General features: G+C 58.2%; 19 protein-coding genes and 1 pseudogene. 11 read left to right on the forward strand and 9 right to left on the reverse strand.

Annotated features, from left to right (window positions below):
• The first annotated feature begins 10 nt into the window (after positions 1-10).
• Positions 11-5,968, forward strand: a complete 5,958-nt coding sequence (locus BLV67_RS25135) for a membrane-targeted effector domain-containing toxin (RefSeq protein WP_069786591.1) — start codon at positions 11-13, stop codon at positions 5,966-5,968.
• A 114-nt stretch (positions 5,969-6,082) separates the two neighbouring features.
• The gene (locus BLV67_RS25140; protein ID WP_069786592.1) at positions 6,083-6,709 is read left to right on the forward strand and encodes a glutathione S-transferase family protein; all 627 of its coding nucleotides are present in this window, start codon (positions 6,083-6,085) and stop codon (positions 6,707-6,709) included.
• Positions 6,710-6,736: 27 nt separating this feature from the next.
• Here the strand turns inward: BLV67_RS25140 and solA are convergent, their stop codons facing one another.
• On the reverse strand, positions 6,737-7,900 hold the full coding sequence (solA, locus tag BLV67_RS25145) for an N-methyl-L-tryptophan oxidase (RefSeq protein WP_074854544.1): 1,164 nt from the start codon (positions 7,898-7,900) through the stop codon (positions 6,737-6,739).
• 61 nt (positions 7,901-7,961) lie between these two features.
• Here solA and BLV67_RS33760 point away from each other — a divergent pair.
• From BLV67_RS33760 to BLV67_RS25155, 3 genes and pseudogenes are all read left to right on the forward strand, one after another.
• Positions 7,962-8,050: pseudogene (locus BLV67_RS33760) on the forward strand (hypothetical protein); the annotation flags it as partial.
• A 132-nt stretch (positions 8,051-8,182) separates the two neighbouring features.
• Positions 8,183-9,328, forward strand: coding sequence for a PDDEXK-like family protein (locus BLV67_RS25150; protein WP_065911098.1), 1,146 nt, complete (start codon positions 8,183-8,185; stop codon positions 9,326-9,328).
• Entirely contained in the window at positions 9,328-10,209 is an 882-nt protein-coding gene (locus tag BLV67_RS25155; protein ID WP_065911099.1) for a tetratricopeptide repeat protein, read from the forward strand. Before BLV67_RS25150 ends, BLV67_RS25155 begins: the two co-directional genes overlap by 1 nt.
• Before the next feature lie 6 nt (positions 10,210-10,215).
• Here the strand turns inward: BLV67_RS25155 and BLV67_RS33410 are convergent, their stop codons facing one another.
• The 4 genes from BLV67_RS33410 to BLV67_RS25175 all read right to left on the reverse strand — a co-directional run bounded on the left by BLV67_RS33410 (position 10,216) and on the right by BLV67_RS25175 (position 12,014).
• Positions 10,216-10,488: a hypothetical protein gene (locus tag BLV67_RS33410; protein ID WP_244160768.1), complete on the reverse strand. Its 273-nt coding sequence runs from the start codon at positions 10,486-10,488 to the stop codon at positions 10,216-10,218.
• A gap of 42 nt (positions 10,489-10,530) precedes the next feature.
• Positions 10,531-10,950: a hypothetical protein gene (locus BLV67_RS33415; protein WP_069786594.1), complete on the reverse strand. Its 420-nt coding sequence runs from the start codon at positions 10,948-10,950 to the stop codon at positions 10,531-10,533.
• 81 nt (positions 10,951-11,031) lie between these two features.
• Positions 11,032-11,382, reverse strand: a complete 351-nt coding sequence (locus BLV67_RS25170) for a hypothetical protein (RefSeq protein ID WP_069786595.1) — start codon at positions 11,380-11,382, stop codon at positions 11,032-11,034.
• 176 nt (positions 11,383-11,558) lie between these two features.
• Positions 11,559-12,014 carry a VOC family protein gene (locus tag BLV67_RS25175; RefSeq protein ID WP_069786596.1) on the reverse strand — a complete coding sequence of 152 codons (456 nt, stop codon included), beginning with the start codon at positions 12,012-12,014 and terminating at the stop codon, positions 11,559-11,561.
• 126 nt (positions 12,015-12,140) lie between these two features.
• Between BLV67_RS25175 and BLV67_RS25180 the strand changes: the two genes are divergently transcribed.
• A complete protein-coding gene (locus BLV67_RS25180) occupies positions 12,141-12,881 on the forward strand; it encodes a BPL-N domain-containing protein (protein ID WP_069786597.1) in 741 nt (246 codons plus the stop codon).
• A 140-nt stretch (positions 12,882-13,021) separates the two neighbouring features.
• Here BLV67_RS25180 and BLV67_RS25185 read toward each other — a convergent pair whose 3' ends face one another.
• Both BLV67_RS25185 and BLV67_RS25190 read right to left on the reverse strand, forming a co-directional pair.
• Entirely contained in the window at positions 13,022-13,969 is a 948-nt protein-coding gene (locus tag BLV67_RS25185; protein ID WP_074854545.1) for a retron St85 family RNA-directed DNA polymerase, read from the reverse strand.
• The gene (locus tag BLV67_RS25190) at positions 13,969-14,913 is read right to left on the reverse strand and encodes a retron St85 family effector protein (RefSeq protein WP_069786598.1); all 945 of its coding nucleotides are present in this window, start codon (positions 14,911-14,913) and stop codon (positions 13,969-13,971) included. Before BLV67_RS25190 ends, BLV67_RS25185 begins: the two co-directional genes overlap by 1 nt.
• Positions 14,914-15,298: 385 nt before the next feature.
• Here BLV67_RS25190 and BLV67_RS25195 point away from each other — a divergent pair, with 385 nt between their 5' ends.
• Positions 15,299-15,532 (forward strand): hypothetical protein, encoded by a 234-nt coding sequence (locus BLV67_RS25195; RefSeq protein ID WP_069786599.1) that lies wholly within the window; start codon positions 15,299-15,301, stop codon positions 15,530-15,532.
• A 103-nt stretch (positions 15,533-15,635) separates the two neighbouring features.
• Here BLV67_RS25195 and BLV67_RS33030 read toward each other — a convergent pair whose 3' ends face one another.
• Both BLV67_RS33030 and BLV67_RS25205 read right to left on the reverse strand, forming a co-directional pair.
• Complete coding sequence (locus BLV67_RS33030; protein ID WP_069786600.1) at positions 15,636-15,875, reverse strand: DUF6124 family protein; 240 nt, start codon at positions 15,873-15,875, stop codon at positions 15,636-15,638.
• A gap of 329 nt (positions 15,876-16,204) precedes the next feature.
• A complete protein-coding gene (locus BLV67_RS25205) occupies positions 16,205-16,810 on the reverse strand; it encodes a hypothetical protein (RefSeq protein ID WP_069786601.1) in 606 nt (201 codons plus the stop codon).
• A gap of 127 nt (positions 16,811-16,937) precedes the next feature.
• On the opposite strand from BLV67_RS25205, the gene BLV67_RS25210 reads away from it, so the two are divergent.
• The 4 genes from BLV67_RS25210 to BLV67_RS25225 all read left to right on the forward strand — a co-directional run bounded on the left by BLV67_RS25210 (position 16,938) and on the right by BLV67_RS25225 (position 19,555).
• A complete protein-coding gene (locus BLV67_RS25210; protein WP_069786602.1) occupies positions 16,938-17,507 on the forward strand; it encodes a nucleotidyltransferase family protein in 570 nt (189 codons plus the stop codon).
• Between the two features lie 58 nt (positions 17,508-17,565).
• Positions 17,566-18,006 carry a tryptophan-rich sensory protein TspO gene (gene tspO, locus BLV67_RS25215; protein ID WP_069786603.1) on the forward strand — a complete coding sequence of 147 codons (441 nt, stop codon included), beginning with the start codon at positions 17,566-17,568 and terminating at the stop codon, positions 18,004-18,006.
• Positions 18,006-18,950: an alpha/beta hydrolase gene (locus tag BLV67_RS25220; RefSeq protein WP_069786604.1), complete on the forward strand. Its 945-nt coding sequence runs from the start codon at positions 18,006-18,008 to the stop codon at positions 18,948-18,950. Before tspO ends, BLV67_RS25220 begins: the two co-directional genes overlap by 1 nt.
• A gap of 65 nt (positions 18,951-19,015) precedes the next feature.
• Positions 19,016-19,555 carry a hypothetical protein gene (locus BLV67_RS25225; protein WP_069786605.1) on the forward strand — a complete coding sequence of 180 codons (540 nt, stop codon included), beginning with the start codon at positions 19,016-19,018 and terminating at the stop codon, positions 19,553-19,555.
• Positions 19,556-19,571: the final 16 nt, after the last annotated feature.

A 19,571-nucleotide genomic window follows, 5' to 3' on the forward strand; every position in this document is an offset into this window, starting at 1 on the left:
GACCGTGCCCATGAGCACGCCGAACCCCACATCCGCCGCACCGACGCTTCAGGAAATTCGTACACACCTGCTTGAGATCGACCCGGACCTGCGCACTCAAACCCGGCAACCGGCGGCATTGCCGCCCGAACTGTTGGCCCTGGAAAAGCTCAACACCACCTTGATCCGCGCCAACAACGTCCTGTTGAATCGGTCGCGCAGTTTATTTGAGGCGTTGACGCAGGCAGACCTCACCGAAGAAACCGGTAAAACCGTGCTCGCCCAGCTCAAAACCGACCTGAATACGCATCTGCAGGGCCTTGACGAGGTCGGCACGGTGGACGGCCAGGGCCGCAAGAGCTACCTCACCCAAATCGCCGGCCTTGGCGCGCTGGAGCAGCAGGCCAAGCTGGATGTGCGTGACTACCTGCTGGCGCCGGCCGAGCAACGCATGATTGAAGATTGCTCCCGTGGCCCGGACTTTCGGCCGGGCATGTACTCGCTCACGTTCAGTTACCAGGACCAGACGGTGGCGTTCGCCGGGGCGTTCGTGCTGACGCGCAAGGCCAGCCCTGTGGTGGCTGACTTGACGTCAGGGCAGAGCGTCGGCCAGGTGCTGCTGTTTACCCCAAACCGAGGTCTGGAGGCCTTTGATTCCCTCGCGGAACTGGACCAACGCCTCAAGGCGCTGTTGCTCCTGCCGGCTGGCCGTGAGGAGTTCTGTCGCCACTTGCCGGTGCGTTATCAGGCGCTGGATGTGGCCAGTATTTGGCCGCTGCACTTGTTGCCCATTGAAGGTGAGCCATTGTTTGAGCACACCTACAACGCGCTGCTCGACAAGCGTAGCCAGGACATTGAGCTGGCCCTGAGCCTGGTCAATAACCCGTCCCACGATGCCGCGACGCTCAAGGCTGCCCTGGACAGCGCGGTGAAAGCTGCGCTGCCGGACCTGTCCTCACGCCTGCAATTCAGGCGTCAACAGCTGCTGGAGCGCAGCCTGTACAACAGCTTGCCGGATTGGTACCGCAGCGCCGATTCGCTGAGCCAACAAACCTTGGGTCAGTTTATCCGAGGCTACAATCAGGCTCGCTCAGCCTATTTGGACCTGCTGGGGCCTGTCGCCTCTCCCCAGGCCCTGGCGAGTCACCAGCTCACCGAGTACCTGGACGAGGAACTCGAACTGTATAACCTGGACCTGCAGCAGTTGCAGGTGACCACCCGACGTCACGTCGCCCATGTAGGCACCTATGAGCAGCAGCGCAGCCTGGCAGACCTGAGCTATTCGGGGCTGCACATCGATGATGAGCTGGCGGGTTCGGACTTTCTGACCAAGACCACCGTGACCTATGCGGGCAGCGCGTTTGCGCAGCTGAATGCGCAAAGCCTGCTGGGCATACTGCGTGAGCCGGGCTACCAACCGCGTCTGGACTTTGCCGCGCAGCAAAGAGAAATGCAGGCCATGCCGGCTTTCAAGCAGGCTGCCCGTAACCTGTTTGATCAGCGCCTGGCGTTGCTCGCCTATGTCGCCAAGTTGCGGGGTGACCTGAGCGCGGCGGACTACCAATTATTCGAAGACCTGCGCGGCGGCACCAACCCTCGCCTGTGCGCCCAGACCGTACTGCTGCACGGTGCGCAATTGCGTGACCTGTGGTTGTTGCGGGAGGACGACCCACAAGGCCAAACCCAACGCTTGCTGCTGTGCACCCCAGGCTCTCCGCGCGAGCGCCAGTTCATGGCATTTGCCAGCGAGCGCGAATGCCAGACGCATATCATCGGTTGGGCCGACGACAACACCCGGTGGAAGGGCCGCACCCTGCGCGACTACGTGCTGGAGCAATGCCCGCTGCGTTTTCGCCCGAAGATGGGCACGTTCCTCGCCGGGCTGGGTTTCAAGCCCGACGCGCAGGAACACACGGAGGTGACCTTTGGGCCGTTGTGTTCCCACACCGTGTGCCTGGACGCCATGGCGGTGCATTCCCAAAGCGCCGCGCAGGACGACTACGAATACGCCACGCCGTTATGGTATCGCTCTGCTTCGGCGGCGGACCGCGCCCGCTTGACCCGCCTGGGCGAGGACGCGGCAGGCGCCTTGCGCGTGTATAACGCCCGGCCGGATTCGGAGGCTAATTTTATTGCCTTCAACACCTATGTACACCAGCAAGCCACGCTCAGCCTGAACACGCTGCTGGGGCGCAGCCAGAACGATATTGACCCGGACACCCTGTTCATTACGGCGCCCTGGCCGCTGTTGGGCGGCAAGCCCGCGCCCATTTCCTATACCCGGCTGTACCGGGACGGCTACCAGGATAACGTCGGCTTCATCGACCCGAAATTCTCCACCTCCGCCACCTTCAGCGGGCCCAAAGGCGTCGACCTGAGCCGCTTGACGGCGCAAAACGTTTCCCGCTCGGTGACCGGCGTATGGGTCGGCCAGCGCTATATCGACGAAGTGCGCAGCACACTGCAAAGCGCGACAAGCCCCGGTTATGCCGAACGGCGTAATGCCACGTTGGCGATCAACCAATTGCAGATCAAATACGCCGCGCTCGATGGCTGCCTGCGCGGCCACATCGCCCGCGCTGACCTGGCCTGGCTGGAGCGCGCCATCGATAGCCTGGGCGACACGACCACGGCGACGCGCAACACCTACCGGGTCCATCGCCTGATGCTTGACGGCGAATGGGTCATCGGCAACTACCTGTTCAGCCACGGTGACAACCCGGTGCTGCTGTACACCCCCAATGCGCCCGATGGCATCGCCGTGCGTGAGGCGAAACTGTTCAACTACTGGCTGAAAAAAGTCGAAGGCGTCTCGGATTATCTCAACGGCCGGGTAGGCACTGGCGCCACCGCGCGGATCAAAACGTTCCTGGCGACTGCCCGCAAGGGCTTGCCCGAAACAATTGACCGCACCACCCCAAGCCCTGCGCGCCATGACCCGATCGCCCATGCCACGCCGCTGACCGACCTGCGGCATGAGCTCTACAACATGGTGCTGCAACGCAAGATCGATGATGTGGCCGCCACCACGGTCAATCGCACAGCGATGATCACGGGCATTCTCTGGACGTGCGTTGAGCTGGTCACGGCCATCGTCACCATTCCTTTTCCGGTGTTGAGCCTGGGCCTGGGCAGCTTGCTGGCGTTCAAGGACGCGATGCTCGCCATCCATGCCTACCAACAGGGCGACAGCGGCGGGGCGCTGCAACACTTCGTCGGTTACCTGGCGAATCTGGGCGGTGCAGTGTTATTCGACTTCCGCCCGGCCCTCAAGGGGCCGTTCTCGACGTTCTCCATCAGGCCGGCGGCTAAAGCGCTGAAAGAGGCTGAACTGATCGCTGCCATTGACCCGCGCCTACCCGCCGACATGAAACCGGTGCTGTTTGAAGGCCAGGATTTTTGGACCCGCAACACGCCAGACGCGCTGGGCCGGCATTTGTTGTATCGCTATGACCCACTCACCGGGCAAATGCATTCGACTGCGCGTCTGGTCAACCAGCACGCCGATGGTCGCTGGCTGCGCTCAGGGGTGGCGGGAGGCGGGCGCAAGAAGTATCAAGCACTTCAGGAAGAGGCCGTACAGCCATTGGCGCGCTACGAGATTTCGCCCGAGCAAGGTTCGCAGTTCAGGGTCGCACTTGACACTGACTTCGGCAAACGCTTCGCGAGCCCCGACAACGCGCTTGAGGAGGCTGCACGGGAAAACGTATTGACGCGTTTGCGAGGGCTGCGCGACAGCTATGACAACCAGGTCAAACAGCTGACCGAAGATGCAGAGGCGCTGTTTGCCGCACCGCCGGCGCGTTCGCCCCGTACCGATTTGCCACTGCTGGCCGCTGACTCCAGCCCCAGCGCGGTGCTTGCCAGCCTGTTCCCGCTCAAGCAAAGGCTGATCATTGGCGCAGCCAATGCCGGTGTGGTCAGTAAGCAGTTATTGATCGAAGACATGCAGGCATTGGCGGCACTGGGGCTCAAGCGCCTGTACATCGAAAACCTGCCGGCCGATGTGTTTCGCACCAAACTCAGAATTATCAATGGGCAAGCCAAAGGTGACCTCGCCCACGCGTTGAAGCGCGTCGAAGACCACCTTGCGCGTGTCGACAAAGCCCTGGGCTGGGACCTGGACGCGCCGTTTACGTTTCGAAAACTGATGCTCGAAGCCCATCAGCACAACGTCGCGATCGAGGGTGTGGACGCGTCCAGTTCCTATCATCTGGAGCACGTGCTGGAGCTTTCCGGGGCTGAGCGGTTTGTCCCGCGCAGCGGCAAACTCAGAAACTTCTACTCCCATAAAACCCTGGCAGCCCAAGAGCCGCAGGAAGGCTGGATCGCTCTGGTGGATCACAACCGCATAGGCGGAACGGACGAGGTGCCAGGCCTGGCCGACTTGCAGAATGTCGTCGCCCTGCGTGTTGATGAAGGTGCGCCGGGCCAGGCGGTGGGCATCCAGTTCGATACGTCTGCGGCCGCCTTGTCTCGGGGTGACTACCGGCTGACGATGGCGCCCGTTGCGCAACCGTTGCCGGTGGCGGGCCCTTCAACGGCAGTAGTGGACCTCGCCTCACCTTCCCATTACACCGCGTTTGATCTGCCGGCGACCCTCAAGCCGCAGCTGGACGATATGGTGCATTCGCATCGTGACCTGGATTCTCGTTATGGCTTTCAGGCAGCGCACCCCTTTGAGGAGGCGTTCAATACGTTCAAGCGCACGCGCATTCGCCTGCAGCAGAGCGCCAAGGCAGCGTTTGCCACGTACACGCCGCCGGCCCGTTCCAGCTTCGTCGAGCTGGCCGCGGCAACCAATGAAGAAACGTTTATCAAGCAGGTCTATAAACTGAAGTTGGGACTTATCATCGCTGAAGCCCATGCCGATCGGTCGAGCAAACGGTTCCTGATCAACTACATGAAGTTATTGAAGGAGCAGGGCGTTAAAACCTTGTACCTGGAACACTTGCTCACCGATTTGCATCAGCTGGAACTGGAGGCCTTTTACAGCACGCTGAAAATGCCGGACAACCTCAAACGCTATTTGCGGGCGCAGGACCTCGGCCATATGCCGCACGGGTACTCGGGCAGCGACACTTACACCAACGTCGTCAAGGCCGCGAACAAGGCGGGCATCCGGGTGCGTGCGCTCGACTGCACGGCCAGCTATCACGTCAAAGGCCTGCGAGACTTGAGCGCTCGCGAAAACCTGTTCAGCTATTTCGCCAATGAGGTGATCAAGGCTGACCAGGCGGCGCAGGGGCCGCATAAATGGGTTGCGCTTATGGGCACTGCCCACGCAGATATGTACCAGGGTGTGCCCGGTATCGCGCAGTTGCAGGATGCGGTCAGCTTGACGGTACGCGATGTCGCGCCCGATCACGCACGTCCCCTGCACCGAGGCGCCTGGGAAATTCTCGAGAAATCGATAAAAACCCCCGAAGGCGTCGCCCTGCGCAGTGATTTCAAGGTCGACGTCGGTATTGCCGGTACACCTGCACCGCGCCCTGCGCCGACCGCGGATCGCACATGGCTTAGAAGTGTCGGCGACTTCATGATCGAGCGGCCTTCTACCACCCAAGCCAATGTGCTGCACCGCTCCAATACGGGAGGCATTATTTCCACCCCCGTTCAAATTGACGACAGCGGCCAGTTCTTTATAGACCGTTGGCCACAGGTGCAGGGACAGCGCTACGCCACGCTGGAGTTCCTGGTTCATGCGCTCAAGTCGCAGGTGTTGTTAACGGCGGTTTCTGCCTCGACCCTGCCGAGCGTGCGCCTGAAAAACATCGGCGATTTCCTGATCGAGTACGCGTCCTCCAACCAGGCCAATCTGCTCCACCGTTCCAGGACCGGAGACATTGTGACCACCCCGATCCAAAAGGATGAGACAGGTCACCTGTTCATTGAGCGCTGGCCACCGTTGAAAGGTAAACGCTACCCCACCATCGACGGCTTGATCGATGCGCTCAAGCAAGAGGTGTATTTGACGGCCGTCGCCTGATCCCTGCGGCTGTGCAGCCTCTGCTCAAGGGGCTGTGACAATTAATTGTGGGCACTCCCCCGTGCTGGCGTAGTCTCAACCCCTGACACCCACCCTTGCCCTGCGGAGTTGCCCATGATCACCGTTCACCACCTTAACAACTCGCGCTCACAGCGCATCCTCTGGCTGCTTGAAGAGCTCGGCCTGCCCTACGAGGTCAAGCGCTATCAGCGCGACCCGAAAACCAACCTGGCACCACCGGAACTCAAGGCCATCAACCCGCTGGGCAAATCCCCGGTTATCGAAGACGGCAGCCTGGTATTGATCGAATCCGCCGCCATCATCGACTACCTGATCCGCCGCCATGGCCAAGGCCGCCTGCAGCCTGATCCTGCCACCGCAGCGTACGACAAATATGTGCAATGGCTGCACTTTGCCGAGGGCTCGGCCATGCTGCCGCTGATGCTCAACCTCTATGTCGGGCGCCTGGGAGAGGCCGGCGCGCCGTTGCACCCGCGTATCGAGTCGGAGGTGGCCAATTACCTGGGCTATCTGAATGATGTGCTGGCGGATACGCCGTATCTGCTCGGTGACGAACTGAGCGGCGCGGACATCCAGATGAGCTTTATCGGCGAAATCGCCAAGGCCCAGGGCAAGTTGCAGGCGTATCCAAACCTGGCGGCCTGGGTGCAACGCTTCCAGGCGCGACCTGCGTACCGCAAGGCGGTGGAGCAGGGCGGCGAGTACGCGTTTGCCAAGTAAGCCGGCGCCTGGCCTCAGTGCCAGGGCCTATTGGCCCTCGAAGCGCTTGAGCGAAAACGCCGACAGGTCCAGCTCACTCGACCCACGCATGCACCACTGCGCAAACGCCTCACCCAGCGCCGCCGAATGCTTGAAGCCGTGCCCCGAGCACGGCGACACCACCAGGGTGTGCTGCAGCGTGGGGTGTTTGTCGATGATGAAATCGTGGTCCGGCGTCACGGTGTAGGCACACACCGCCGACTTGACCACCTTGGCCGACACGCCGGTGATACGGCCCTGAACATGCTGTTCGTACATCGCCTGCGCTTGCGCCGCCGAGACCGTGCGGTCCAGCGTTTGCGGCGTGGAGGTGGTGTGATATTGCGCCGTAGCCAGCTTCAGGCTGCCTTCGCCGGGCAACGCCGGGAAACCATAGTGGGTCTGGCCTTGATCGTGCGTGAGGATATAGGTGGGGGATTTGCCCACCAGGTCGGCCCCGGGCTCCAGCGCGAACCAGAACAGCTGTTGCCGGTAAACACTCAGCAACCGGTCAAACGGCGCGCCGAGCAACTCGCCGGCCCAGTTGCCTGCACTCACGACCAACTTGTCGGCCTGTAGCGTGCGCTGGTTGGTGGTCACCGTGACGCCGTGAGCATCCGAACCGATGTGAGTCACCGTCTCGCCCTTGTACAGCGTGGCGCCGTGTTGTTCGGCCAAACTGAGCTGCACATCAATGCACCGCTCTGGGCGCACGAAGCCGCCGCCAGGCTCGTAATAGCCGATGGCGCTCTGCGCCACTTGGGCAAATTGCGTGAAACGCTGGCGAATCTGTGCAGCGTCCAGCAGCTCATGTTCAATGCCGTAGGTTTGCGCCAGGCCAATGGTGCGCAGGGTGAAGTCGGTTGCATCGCTGGGATCAAAGTCATCACGAGAGGTGAGCACCAGCAACCCCGACTGCTCAAACAGCGCCTCCCCCGACAACGCCTCCAGCTCGCGCCAGATAGCGTGGGAACGCCGCACAATGGGCACGTACTGCGCGCCTTCGCCCACCGACAGCCGCGTGATACGCGTGTCGCCATGGCTGGAGCCCAGGGTGTGGGGCGGGTGATGACGGTCGATACCGGCGACGTTCACACCGGCTTTCGCCAGTTGATACACCGTGGCGGCACCCATGGCACCCAGGCCGATGACCAGCGATTCATAGCGTTCCAAGGTTGATACTCGCGTGTGAGGGCAGGGCAGTAGTTGAGGGGAATGCGCGGAAAAAAACAACCAAAGGTTGCAGGAAGAGCACGGCCTGACCTACCTGTTATTAGCCATGATTTGGCCGTGGTGCGCGCGTTGGCGCACGATTTGATGGTGGCGTCGTCACTGCGCGAGCAGGCTGATTGCCCGGGTGGCGCACAGGGGCGCCAATGAGTATGGCAGGGATGCATATTCGGTGATGGCGCAATACAATCACTCCCTCGCATTGCCCGCATAAGGAAATGAGCCTTGCCCCCCTTGATCCACCGCGCCGCTTTACTTCGGGCCGAACTGCACCGCCTGCCGGCCTTCAACCTGTTCACTTTGCTGCGCAGCGGCTCCGATGAAGTGCGCCTGCACTCGCGCTACCTGGCCTTTCTGCTCAACCCTCAAGGTGCGCACGCGGCCGGGAGCAAGTTGCTGCAACTGTTTCTGGAAGCTTTGAATATCGAGGGCTTCGACTGTCACGATGTCACTGTGGAGGTCGAATACCGCAACGTCGACATCCTGATCCGCAATACTAAACGCCAAGCCATCATCATCGAAAACAAGCTTTACGCCGAAGACCAGGACGCCCAGTTGTTCCGCTACCTGCACACCCTGCAAGCCGAGGGCTACCAGACCTACCCGCCGGTGTACCTCACCCTCGACGGTCGCGACGCCGACCCGCGCAGTTGCCGGGGCATCGACTACCAGCGCATCAGCTATGCTGCCGACATCCTGCTGTGGCTCGAGCACTGTCAGCAGTGGGTGATCCGCGAAGCCGCTGTGCGTGAAAGCCTGCTGCAATATATCGACCTCATCGCCAAACTCACGTTTCAGGACCAGGGGCACGCTTACATGGATGCACTCAAGCAGACGTTACGCCAGGACAACAACCTGCTGGTGGTGCGTGACCTGCAAAAAGCCTACACCGAAACCCTGAAAGACCTGCAGCTGGAACTCTGGCAGGCGGTTGCGCAGTGCATTGCCGATAAATACCCTGAGTTGCCCAAGCCTTATGAAGTCCCAACGGCGGCGGTGATTCATCGTTACTACAGCGCCGCTCGGGATAACCGCTACTACGGTATTTATTACGAGCTGGGTTTTATGCCGGGCGCGGTCTACCTCGAACTCAATCAACGTTTCTACTGTGGTTTTTACTGCGATGTGCAAGCCCATCTGCGCGCCTACACCTGGCTGGAAACCCTGACAATAGCGCTACCCAACGACGGTGTGAGCAGCAACGGCCTGCTCTGGCGCTACACCTGCGACCTCAACATGAAGCAGCCGAGCGATGAGCACTTGATGGCGCTGACTCACGCCGAAAAAAGGGCGCGCACTGCAGAGCGCATGGCCGACGACCTGTATGACCTGTGGCGCAGTGCGCGTGAGTTGCACGGTGTGTGCAATTGATGAGCAAGGTTCTGGTTTTAGTCACACTTGCCGCCTTGATGAGCGGCTGCCAAAGCTACGCCGACAAGGATGACCCTGTCGCCAGCATGCGCTGCTGGGCGTACAGAGATGTGGAGTCGATCTCTTCCGATCAGGTCACGTATATCCGCAAGCGCAGCGAGAATGGGGACACCCTGTGCACAACGCTGCTGGCGGGCATGTATGAAAACGGCCACGGTGTGTCGCAAGACATTGCTAAAGCCAAAACGTTGTATCAGTCGGTAGCCGGCGTCAACGCGCAGGCGTATTTCTACCTCGGCCAGATCGCCGAGAGCGGCCATGACGGGCCGCCGGATTATGTGAAAGCCAGGCAGCTATATCGGCGCGCCATCGACACCATCGGCAGCCCAAAAAGCACCAATGCTGAAACGGGGTTGGCCAAGCTGATGGAGGAAGGCAAGGGCGGCCCTCGGGACCTGGACGGCGCCATGGCGCTTTATCTGAGCGCGACAAACGCCAGTTTTGGTGACGCCTGGAAGGGTATCCAACGGCTGTGCACGCGGGGTGTGGCAATGACCGCTGCGCAGGAGCAACGTTACTACAGCGTGTGGTCCGAGACGGCCAGGGGCAGGCTCGAGCGCGCGTTGCTGATGGCTCAGTACACGGTGTCAAAAACCTATAATCCCGGCCCGCAGGGCACTCAGGTCAAAGTTCAAGTGGAGGCTGTAGAGGGCTCCGAGGAGCCCAGGCTATTGATAGTGAGCAGTTCGGGCAACGACGTGATTGATCAGGTGGTGCTCAAGCAGCTGAGCACTTACCGGTTCCCCGGTGAGCTGGCGTGCAGCGAGAAGCAAGCGCCTTGGAAGCGTGTCGGTGTCGTGCAAATCAAGGGCCGTCGATAGCGATTGTTAGTGCACCACATCCACCGCTGTATATTCATTCACATAATGCGTTTGGCTCGACGTTGACTCCAGCGTCAGGGCCACGCCCAAGTCCTCGATAAACACGCGAGCAGTCTTATAGTCTCCTTGGTCGCATGCCAGCTTGATGGCGTCGCCGCTCAACGAGGCAAACACGTGTCGCGCCGCAATACGCTCGCCGACCTTGCAGGTCAGGCTCGTTTCGATGGCCGTGTCGGTGGGCTTGCCAGGTACATTCAGCATGCGCAGGTGAACACTCAACGTCTGGCCTGGTGCCCAACTGGTCGGCACCTTCAAATCGGCTTATTGGGTTTGCAGCACACGGCCATCGCCCACGCCGTTCATCTTTGATTTCAACTGGATCAGGTCGGCCTGGGTCAGGCAATCGACGTTGAAAATGTTGCCATAGGCCTCGTTCTTCACCAGCAAGGCACCCTCGGCCTTTAACCTGACCGACGTGGGCACGTCTTTGCTGCCATCGCCTTGTTTCGACAGGTAGCTGTAGTTCAGCGTTTTGAGCTTCGGTTGCAGCAGAGGCGAACTCATCTGCTGGAGGACGTTGGCGGGGTCTGCGGCATCGCCGATATTGGTTTGTGCAACGGTGCGCGGGTAGTCAATCGGCGCAATATCCGGCCGCAACTGCGCCAGCAGCCCGGCATTCACGCCGCCCTGCACCGAGCAGCTGACACGCGACTGCGTGCCTTGCTTGCCTTCCGGCTCCACGACCCCTGTGGGAGCTGGCTTGCCTGCGAAGGCATCAACACGGTCGACCTGCCGAACCGAACCACCTGCATCGCCGCAGTATCAGGCCAGGCGTGCCCGCCAATCGCCGCCATGTTGGAGGTTGCAGGCTTCTTCGCAATCAAAGCGCACGCAACGCTCGATTTTCACCGAGGCCACCTCGGCGTCGTGCAGCGCCGCAGCCGTCAGTTCGCGCATACGTTGATCCGCCCCGTTTGCCAGGGCCAGTTCCTTATTGGCCTGCGTATCGAACACCCAAATCACCCGCAGGCTTTGCGGGAACGCGGCGTAGTCGACCGTGTGAGTCAGCCACTCGAAGCCCGGGGTTTCAGCTTTGGCGGTTTCGCAGGCGTCGGTCAACGTGGCCACCAGGCGGCGTTCAAGGCGGGCAATGTCGCGTTTGGTTAGGGGCATCAAAAGTCCTGAGATTCAAAAAATGCGTAACATTATCCGGCCCATATTCACGAATTAGCCAGTTGTTCCCCATCGGTTCGAAGTCAAACGCCTTAGACCTGAATGCCACACCGCGCCTCAACCGCGTGCGCTCAGACAGCGCGTAATGGATGTCGCTGCAACCCATGCAACGCCGTTCAAGCAAACGCGGCCAGCATAAACGCCTCCAAGCCTTTCTCCTCCAGAATCTCGATGGAGAAATGCCCAAAACGCTTGGGCAACCAAATGATGCGCGTGCCGGACGGCGACTGCAGATCCGCCAGGCTCAAGGGCCGGCCGTTTTCATCCTGCGGCTGCACACCCTCGGCCATCAACTCGGCATAGGCCACCTCAATATCCGGCGTGGTGTAGCAATGCCGATAAATCATGCCCTCACCGTGCGCGTCCAACAGCTCGCGCAAGTTGCCCGCCAACGGCTGCACCAGCATAAAACGCTCCTGGCCCATCAGCACCACCGCATACCGCACATGAAAGCCGCCGCGATTCCAGACTTGAGTGGTTGAGATTTTGGCCTTGAAAATTTTGGCGTAATAAGCGCAGGTTTCTTCAAGGTTCTCGACCAGTACGTCGACGTGGCTGAACTTCAGCTCCATTACAGGCCCTCTTGGCGAATGTGGTTTCAGGCGACAGTAGCTGATTTACAACTGTTAACGAATTCAAAGTCGCGTTCGATATAGGCTTTGAACAACCCGACTCCCCTGTTCGCTGAGCCCACCACCATGAAACTGCCCGCCATCGCTGCCGCATTTTTTGCACTCGCCACCTTGCAATCACCCTGGGCACAGGCCGCAACGCCCATCACCCACGTCGCCATCTACCGTGGCCCGGCGGGCTGTGATGACTGTTCCGAGAACGTCAAAAACGCCTTGCTGCGGCTCAGCCCCAACTACCAGATCGACTTTGTAGGCGCGGACGAAGCCATCGACATCACCCCGCAAAACCTCGCGCGTTATGACCTCTATGTTCAGCCGGGCGGCGGGCAGGACATACCCGCTGCGCTCGACAGCTTCGGTGATGCACGCGTGGACGCCATTCGCGACTACGTGGCCAAGGGCGGGCGCTACCTGGGGTTATGCATGGGCGCTTATCTTGCCGATAACAGCAACTTCGGGTTGATACCCCAGGACCTCGACTCCGAAGCCGGGCGACCGGGCTTTGAAGTGCGCGGGATTGAAGACGCGGCGGTGCGGGTGGTGTGGGATGGCAAGCCGGACAATGTGTTCTATCAGGATGGGCCGTATTTTCCCAAGGCTGATGGGCACGCGCCGTATACGGTGATTGCGACTTATCGCAATGGCGATGTGGCGGCGGCGCAGTATCGGTATGAGAAGGGGGTGGTGGTGTTGAGTGGGCCGCATCCGGAAGCGGGGAAGGAGTGGTTTGAGAATGCGGGGATTGCGGTGAGTGAGATGCCGCGGGGGGAGTTGTTTGGGGTGTTGGTGGAGAAGACTGAACGATAAGAACCGGCTGGTGAGGCCAGCCTTAAACTTTTTCGGCAAACGGTGATTAGGGCGGGCGCTGACATATCCCTCGCTCGATGCCTAGAAGGAAGAAGGCGAAGGGTTGGTGAAGTCTGTAATTGTTCTATTAGTAAATGGCATTATTTTTTCATCCGGCCACGCATGATCTCTGATATTGCAAAACTGCCATATTTGGCGCGCATTCTAGATACGAACAGAGGTTCCGCATCTTTAGCGAATCCAAGCAGCCCTTGAAGTATGGGGACGTCTTTCTCATCTAGCTTTTGTAGAAGGTAATGGTGGATCATTACGCTGATCAAACGTTTTTTTTCACGACCTAGCGATATTGATCCGTCATTAGAAAGCACGAGCCCAGTTATTCGCCGTTGATGCTTTCGTGAAAGGTGTATTGTTTTCTTTTCATTAAGCACCAAGGATGGATGTTTTATATCTTTTAATGTCTGTTTTAAAAAGCTCTCAATCGAAGCTGTAACTCCTTTTTCATTGCTTGAAAAAGTCATATCGTCTGCATATCGTGTATAAACTATGTTTCTTTCATTGCACCATGTTTGAATGGCTATGTCGAAATAGTATAGTATCGAATTCGAAAGTACGGGTGAGCTAGGTGCTCCTATGCTTAAGCATAGGTTGCCAGTCAGAGTGTTTCTAATGCAGCAGACACGGGCGATATCTGAAATGCTATTTTCGGAAATTTTCCCGACAAATACATATCTGAGATGTGCGGCGATGTCTCTTTCGGTGATTGAGCCAAAAAAATTTCTAAAGTCAAATTTAGAGATAAATTGATTTTGGCGATGCTGTTGGGCATTTTTTTTGATACTTGAACCGATTTTATAGGCAACAGCACATTCGTGCACGGGTAAATAGCAAAACAAATTTTCCATCAGAAGGCGCTGTATTACTTTCGTCTCTCTTGCAGGTTGAGCTATTGAGCGGCTGCCTCCATCCTTTTTGAGGATTTCGTACTTTTTATATGTGTGTGGGGCTCGAATTATTAGCCTCGCAACATCATGAGACGGTATGGCCAAAGTTTCTGAGACGTGCTTTCGGAAATCGTAGACGTCCATTAATGTCCACCTAGTTTGGCTTTATGGATGGCTCTATTTCGATTGCGCTCGCTGTTGGTTTCTTTGTAGTACTCTAGGCATTCTATTCTAGAGCGCAAAAAGTCTACTGAACCATCAGTTTTTGTAGCTAGTCGCAATCTATGAAAGGTATCATCTCTGGATGCATAGAAAATCGAATCGCTATAACTGATTTTTTCTATTAGTCCAAATTGTTCTAGTAGGAAAAGTCTTCTGCGCAATGCGTCTCGGTGAACTTCTCTGCCGAAATTTTTTAGCGAGTCAAGTAGTTCGCTTTCTTTTAGTGCGACGAATATTTTTATTAATTCGTAGATTAATGTCATCAAGTGTACGTCGTTTTGAATATTAAATGTTTGAGTTTTTTTTAATGCTTCAAGTTCAATTTGGATGTCTTCGACGACGTCGTTTACCATGTCGAGTGAGATTTCAAGCGGGTATTTTATTTGCCAAGGGTAGATTTTTACACTTGTTTCGTGTTCTTCTTTTATGTATCTTAGTATTCCGAGATTAATAAAAGACTTATCTTGAGATAGTTCCTCTGCGACAATAACTATGAGCTTCTTTCTTAAGTCGGGAAGTTGAGAGAATGCGCCTAACTCGGCGATGGATCCTTCACTTTCTACTACTATGGCAACGAGTGAGCAAATACTAGCTAAGTCAGACTCGAAATCCATTAAGTTTCTAAAAACACCATCATCTTGCCAAGACTTGATTTCCTCAGGTCTAAAAACGTATGGAGGGTTCGCGAGATTTATCACCCGACGTGTAATGGCGTCGCGTAGAGACTTGACAGGTGGGTCCTGTGCATCTGGGTGAGGCTTCTCTGGCACGAAGCCGCCGCATAGAAGCACAATTGGCTTCCGCGAGTAAAAAATCTTACTGCTTTCAAGATTGATGTCAGCAAGAATTTTTTGTCGCGGATCCATGCGAAAGGAGTGCTCTTTACCAAGAATCAGCCGCAGACAAGATCTGCGGACCGGAGGGAGCTTGCGAGTGTAGGTCCGCAGATCTTGTCTGCGGAATAAAACCAAGCAATGATTTTGAGTCTGGCGAAACGCCCGACTAAGCCTTAAGACAGCACACGCTATCTAGCTTTGAACGCGTAAAGAACGGTGACTTTTTATACTGAAATTCAATATTCGTCAAGGACGACTGGGGCTTTCGTTTTTCACGGTTTTTCAGCCTCTTGAGCCGTCTGCAGTTGTTTGACGGTACCGAAACCGAGATCTTACGAAAGCTGCCCTTTTCTTCGTGAGCCGGTCTACCATACTCGACAGTTACTAGTGACCTTTCCTTATCAGGCAGCTCTCAATGTCCATCGACCAAATCTCCCTCCCAAAAGGCGTCGGCCCTCACGCCATCAAGCTCCTTGACGCTATCACCGGCGCTTCCACCCACGAAGAACTCAACCGCGCTGGCGGTAAAGCCGAAGGGTTTGTCCTGGGCCTGGAATCCACCAAAGCCATCAAAAGCCAGATCGCCGAATCCTTGTATGTGGCTTACGACGATGCGGCGAGTAACCGCGCGGCTGAGTTGAAGGGTTAGGAACCCGGCAATGCCGGATGCTGTGCGCGCAGGGCAGTATGTCGATCACTACCCAGGCGCCAATTGAGGCAGCGCCATCAGCGGCGCTGCCTAGGGCTGTTTATCAGCCAGGGCAAGGCGCTTCACGGTCGAGCAATTTGGCCGTGAGCAGCACGCCCAGTTCGCTTAGTTGGTGGATGGCGAGGGCAATGTCGCGGTGTTTGCCGCACAGGTCTTCGGACAGGTCGAGCAGCAGTGTGCTGACGCTGGTGAAGGTTTCGTAGCTGTTGGTGATGAGGGTTTCGGTGTTGGCGTCGGGGACGACGGTGAAGAGGGTGGTTGAGTCTGTTGTGTCATTAGCCATTGTTAAGTTCCTTGCTTGGGCTACGACCCCATCGCTACTAAACGAAAAGGCGGCAGCTGTACGCAGGTTAGTAGACCGGTGGAACCTAACAAAACCGGCGCGCCCGAGGACGCCCTACGCACAGCCACCATCAAGCACAGACAGGAACGTCTGATGGATGAAGCTTGTGCACTTGTTAGGTTAAACCGTGGGCTACTAAACCCGATCACTGAACATTCAGCGACCGAGCCACCTTAGAGACGGCCACCTCAGCACACAAGCCGGCGGATTCTGACGCACGCGTAGGCAATGGAGCAAGGTGGTGCAGGGCATTACAGCCTTTGTACGGGTCAGTAGGCCTGGTTCACCCCAACCCCACGCATGATTGAAAACCGTGGGTCGATCAGCTTCAGCGTTTGCTCACCCTTCAAGCGGCCCACCACCACGGTGTAGGTCTTGGGCACTTCGGAGAGGTTTTCCGGGTTACGGGCCAGTTTTTCAATCGCCGGGGTGTTGGCCCAGTCGGCGATGGTTTTCTGGCGGATGTCCACGGTCACTACCCAGGATTTATCCACGGCGGCGCCCATCGGGTTGGCGTTGGCGGCGATGTTCTGGATCTTGGCGATTTCATAGCCCTGGGCGTAGCAGAACCCGGACTCTTGCTGCACGTAGGCGGCGCGGCCGTTGTCGGTAAGGCTGTAGGTGTTGTCGCTTTTGGCCAGCAGGCCGGCGTCGGTCAGGGCGTCGAAGGCGGGCTGGTTGGCGCCGGAGGTGCCGCTCATGACGCTGTCACTCAGGGTCACCGGGAAGCGGTTGAACATCGCCGCCCTGACGCAGGACGGACCTTCGAGCTTGGGTTGCAGCGCGGCTTGAATATCGGCGTCCGACGGGCTGTCGCTGCAGGCGGTGAGCAGCAGGGCGCTGGCGGTGATGAGGGCTATTTCTCTGATTCGCATCGTTTTATCCTTGACGATGGGGGGCGGGCGGGCAAAGTGTATAGAAACATTGCTGTCACGAAACCCTCCCCGCCGTCGTGTAGGGTCGGTGGCTTGAACCGCGCTGAATACACAAGGAATGCCCACCATGACATTGACCGTCAAAACCCTGCTCGACCTGGCCATGGCCAACCCCATCAACGCCGAAATCACCGCACGCCTGCCCGACCTTGGTGTGGCGCAGTGCATGCTCACGGCGGGCTGCCTGTTCCAGGCCGTTTGGAACCATCAGTCAAACTTGCCTGCGGCGCATAACGTAAAGGACTACGACGTCTTTTACTTCGACACGGACTTGTCCTACGAAGCTGAGGACAAAGTGATCCGCGCCGCCGCACGGTTGTTTGAGGATTTGGGCGTTAACGTCGAGGTCAAGAACCAGGCGCGGGTGCACCTTTGGTACGGCGAGCGCTTTGGTCGGCCTTACCCGCAGCTGCACTCGGCTAAACAGGGCGTGGACCGTTACCTGGTGGCCGGCACCTGCATCGGGCTGGAGATCGACACCGGCGAAGTGTATGCGCCCTATGGGTTAGCGGATGTGGAGCAGGGCGTGTTGCGCATTAACCCGCTGCACCGCGAGCCTGAGTTGTTCGCCGCCAAAGCCAGGAGTTATCAGGCGCGCTGGCCTTGGCTCACGATCGTTTCGCCGGATGATTTGTGAACTTTTACCGGTTGCCCATACGTCCTATCTTCAAATGAACCCTGAGAGTGGATAGCTCATGATCTTTCTGATTTTCCTCATCGCCTGCGGCGCCGCCGCCAGTACCGGCATCATTTTCAAGCCCGGCCAGTGGTACGAAACCCTGGTCAAACCCAGCTTCACCCCGCCCAATTGGTTGTTTCCGGTGGCCTGGACGGTCATCTACCTGCTGCTCGCGTGGGCGGGCTATCGCCTGACGATGATGCCCGGCAGCCAATTGGCCCTGGGCCTGTGGGCGGCGCAGATTGCGCTGAACACGCTGTGGACGCCGGTATTTTTTGGGGCTCACAACCTCTTGGCCGGGATGGTGGTGATCGTGCTGCTGTGGCTGGTGGTGGCGGCGTTGGTGGTGATGGCGTTGCGGCTGGACTTGATCACCGGCTTGATCCTGTTCCCTTACCTGGCGTGGCTGAGTGTGGCGGCGGCGTTGAATTTCTCGATCTTGCGTAATAACCGCTGATGGCTCACACACTTTGGCCCGCGAGCGAGGCTGAACTGGCGCAGATGCGCCGGTTCAATAAAAAGCTCGCCTGGCTGCCGCGTTTTAAAATCCGCAACCGCGTCACACCGCGTTTGATTCAGGCGCTGCTGCGAGTCAGTCAAAAGCTCAAGCAAGCGCCTGCGGCTCAAACCCGCCGAGTGGCCGGCGTGCCCGTGCGCATCCTGCGGCCCGAGGGGCAAACCCAAGGCGTGGTGCTGGATATCCACGGCGGCGGCTGGGTGATCGGCAATGCGCAAATGGACGACGACCTCAACCTGGGCATGGTGCAGGCGTGCGGCGTGGCGGTGGTGTCGGTGGACTATCGATTGGCGGTGCACACGCCGGTTGAAGGGCTGATGGAGGACTGCCTGAATGCCGCGCGCTGGCTGCTCGGCAGTGAGGAGTTTGCCGATTTGCCGGTGTTTGTCGTGGGTGAGTCGGCCGGTGGGCATCTGGCGGCCGCAACGCTGCTGGCGCTCAAGCAATGGCCTGAATTGCTCAAGCGTGTGAGCGGTGCGGTGTTGTACTACGGCGTATATGACTTGAGCGGCACACCGAGCGTGCGTACGGCGGGGCCCGAGACGTTGTTGCTGGACGGGCCGGGCATGGTCGACGCGCTGCGCCTGCTCACGCCGGGCTTGAGTGATGAAGAACGTCGGCAGCCGCCGTTGTCACCGTTGTATGGCGACTTTACAGGGCTGCCGCCCGCGTTGATGTTTGTGGGTGAGTTGGACCCATTGCTGGATGACACGCTACAGATGGCCGAACGCTGGGGCGCGGCCGCGCAGGTTGAGGCGCACTTGTTGCCGGAGTCGGCCCATGGGTTTATTCATTTTCCGGTGGCGATGGCGGATGGCGTACTTGCTTACAGCCGGCGGTGGATATCGGCGAGAATCCAGGCGGTGCACGCTTGTAGTGATTAGCCATTCACCTGCACCCCGCGTAACCTCTGACACCCTGATTTCCAGATTCCCGCAAGGACGCACACGTGACCCTTTCCCATGCAGTTGTAGGGCTATCGGCATTTTTGCTGGTGGCAGGTGTTCAAGCCGCCGAATACCATTTCTCGTTTGATGTGCCCTACGGGCAGTACGAGCGGCAATTCAAGATGAAGACCCCAGGTGACGGCTCGTTGAGCTGCACGGTGATGATCGAGAAAGAGTACCGGGGCGAGAAGTGGGTGCCGGCAGTGATTCTGGCGGCCGCCGAAGACGATGCCGAGGACGACACGCTGTTTCTGTCCAGTTCGACCGAGCCAAACGGCGGGCCGCGTACGTTTCACCTTCGCACGTTCAACCAGGCGAAGCCGATCATCGACAAGGCGCTGTGGGAGGCTCCGGATGAGAAGGGCGTGTATAAGATGGCCGTGTCCTGGTATGCCAATGGCGCCATCGGCTATCAGTACGGTGTCTATGCGAGTTGGCAAGAGAAGCAGTTTGTCGAGAAGCCAGGCTTTGCCACGCGCCATGTCAGCATCCATGCGTCGGGCGTGAAGGGCACTGCTTTTTGCTACGTGCACGCCAAATGACACTGAGCGATGGAGG

It is taken from the genome of Pseudomonas salomonii (assembly GCF_900107155.1).
GTDB classification, from domain to species: domain Bacteria; phylum Pseudomonadota; class Gammaproteobacteria; order Pseudomonadales; family Pseudomonadaceae; genus Aquipseudomonas; species Aquipseudomonas salomonii.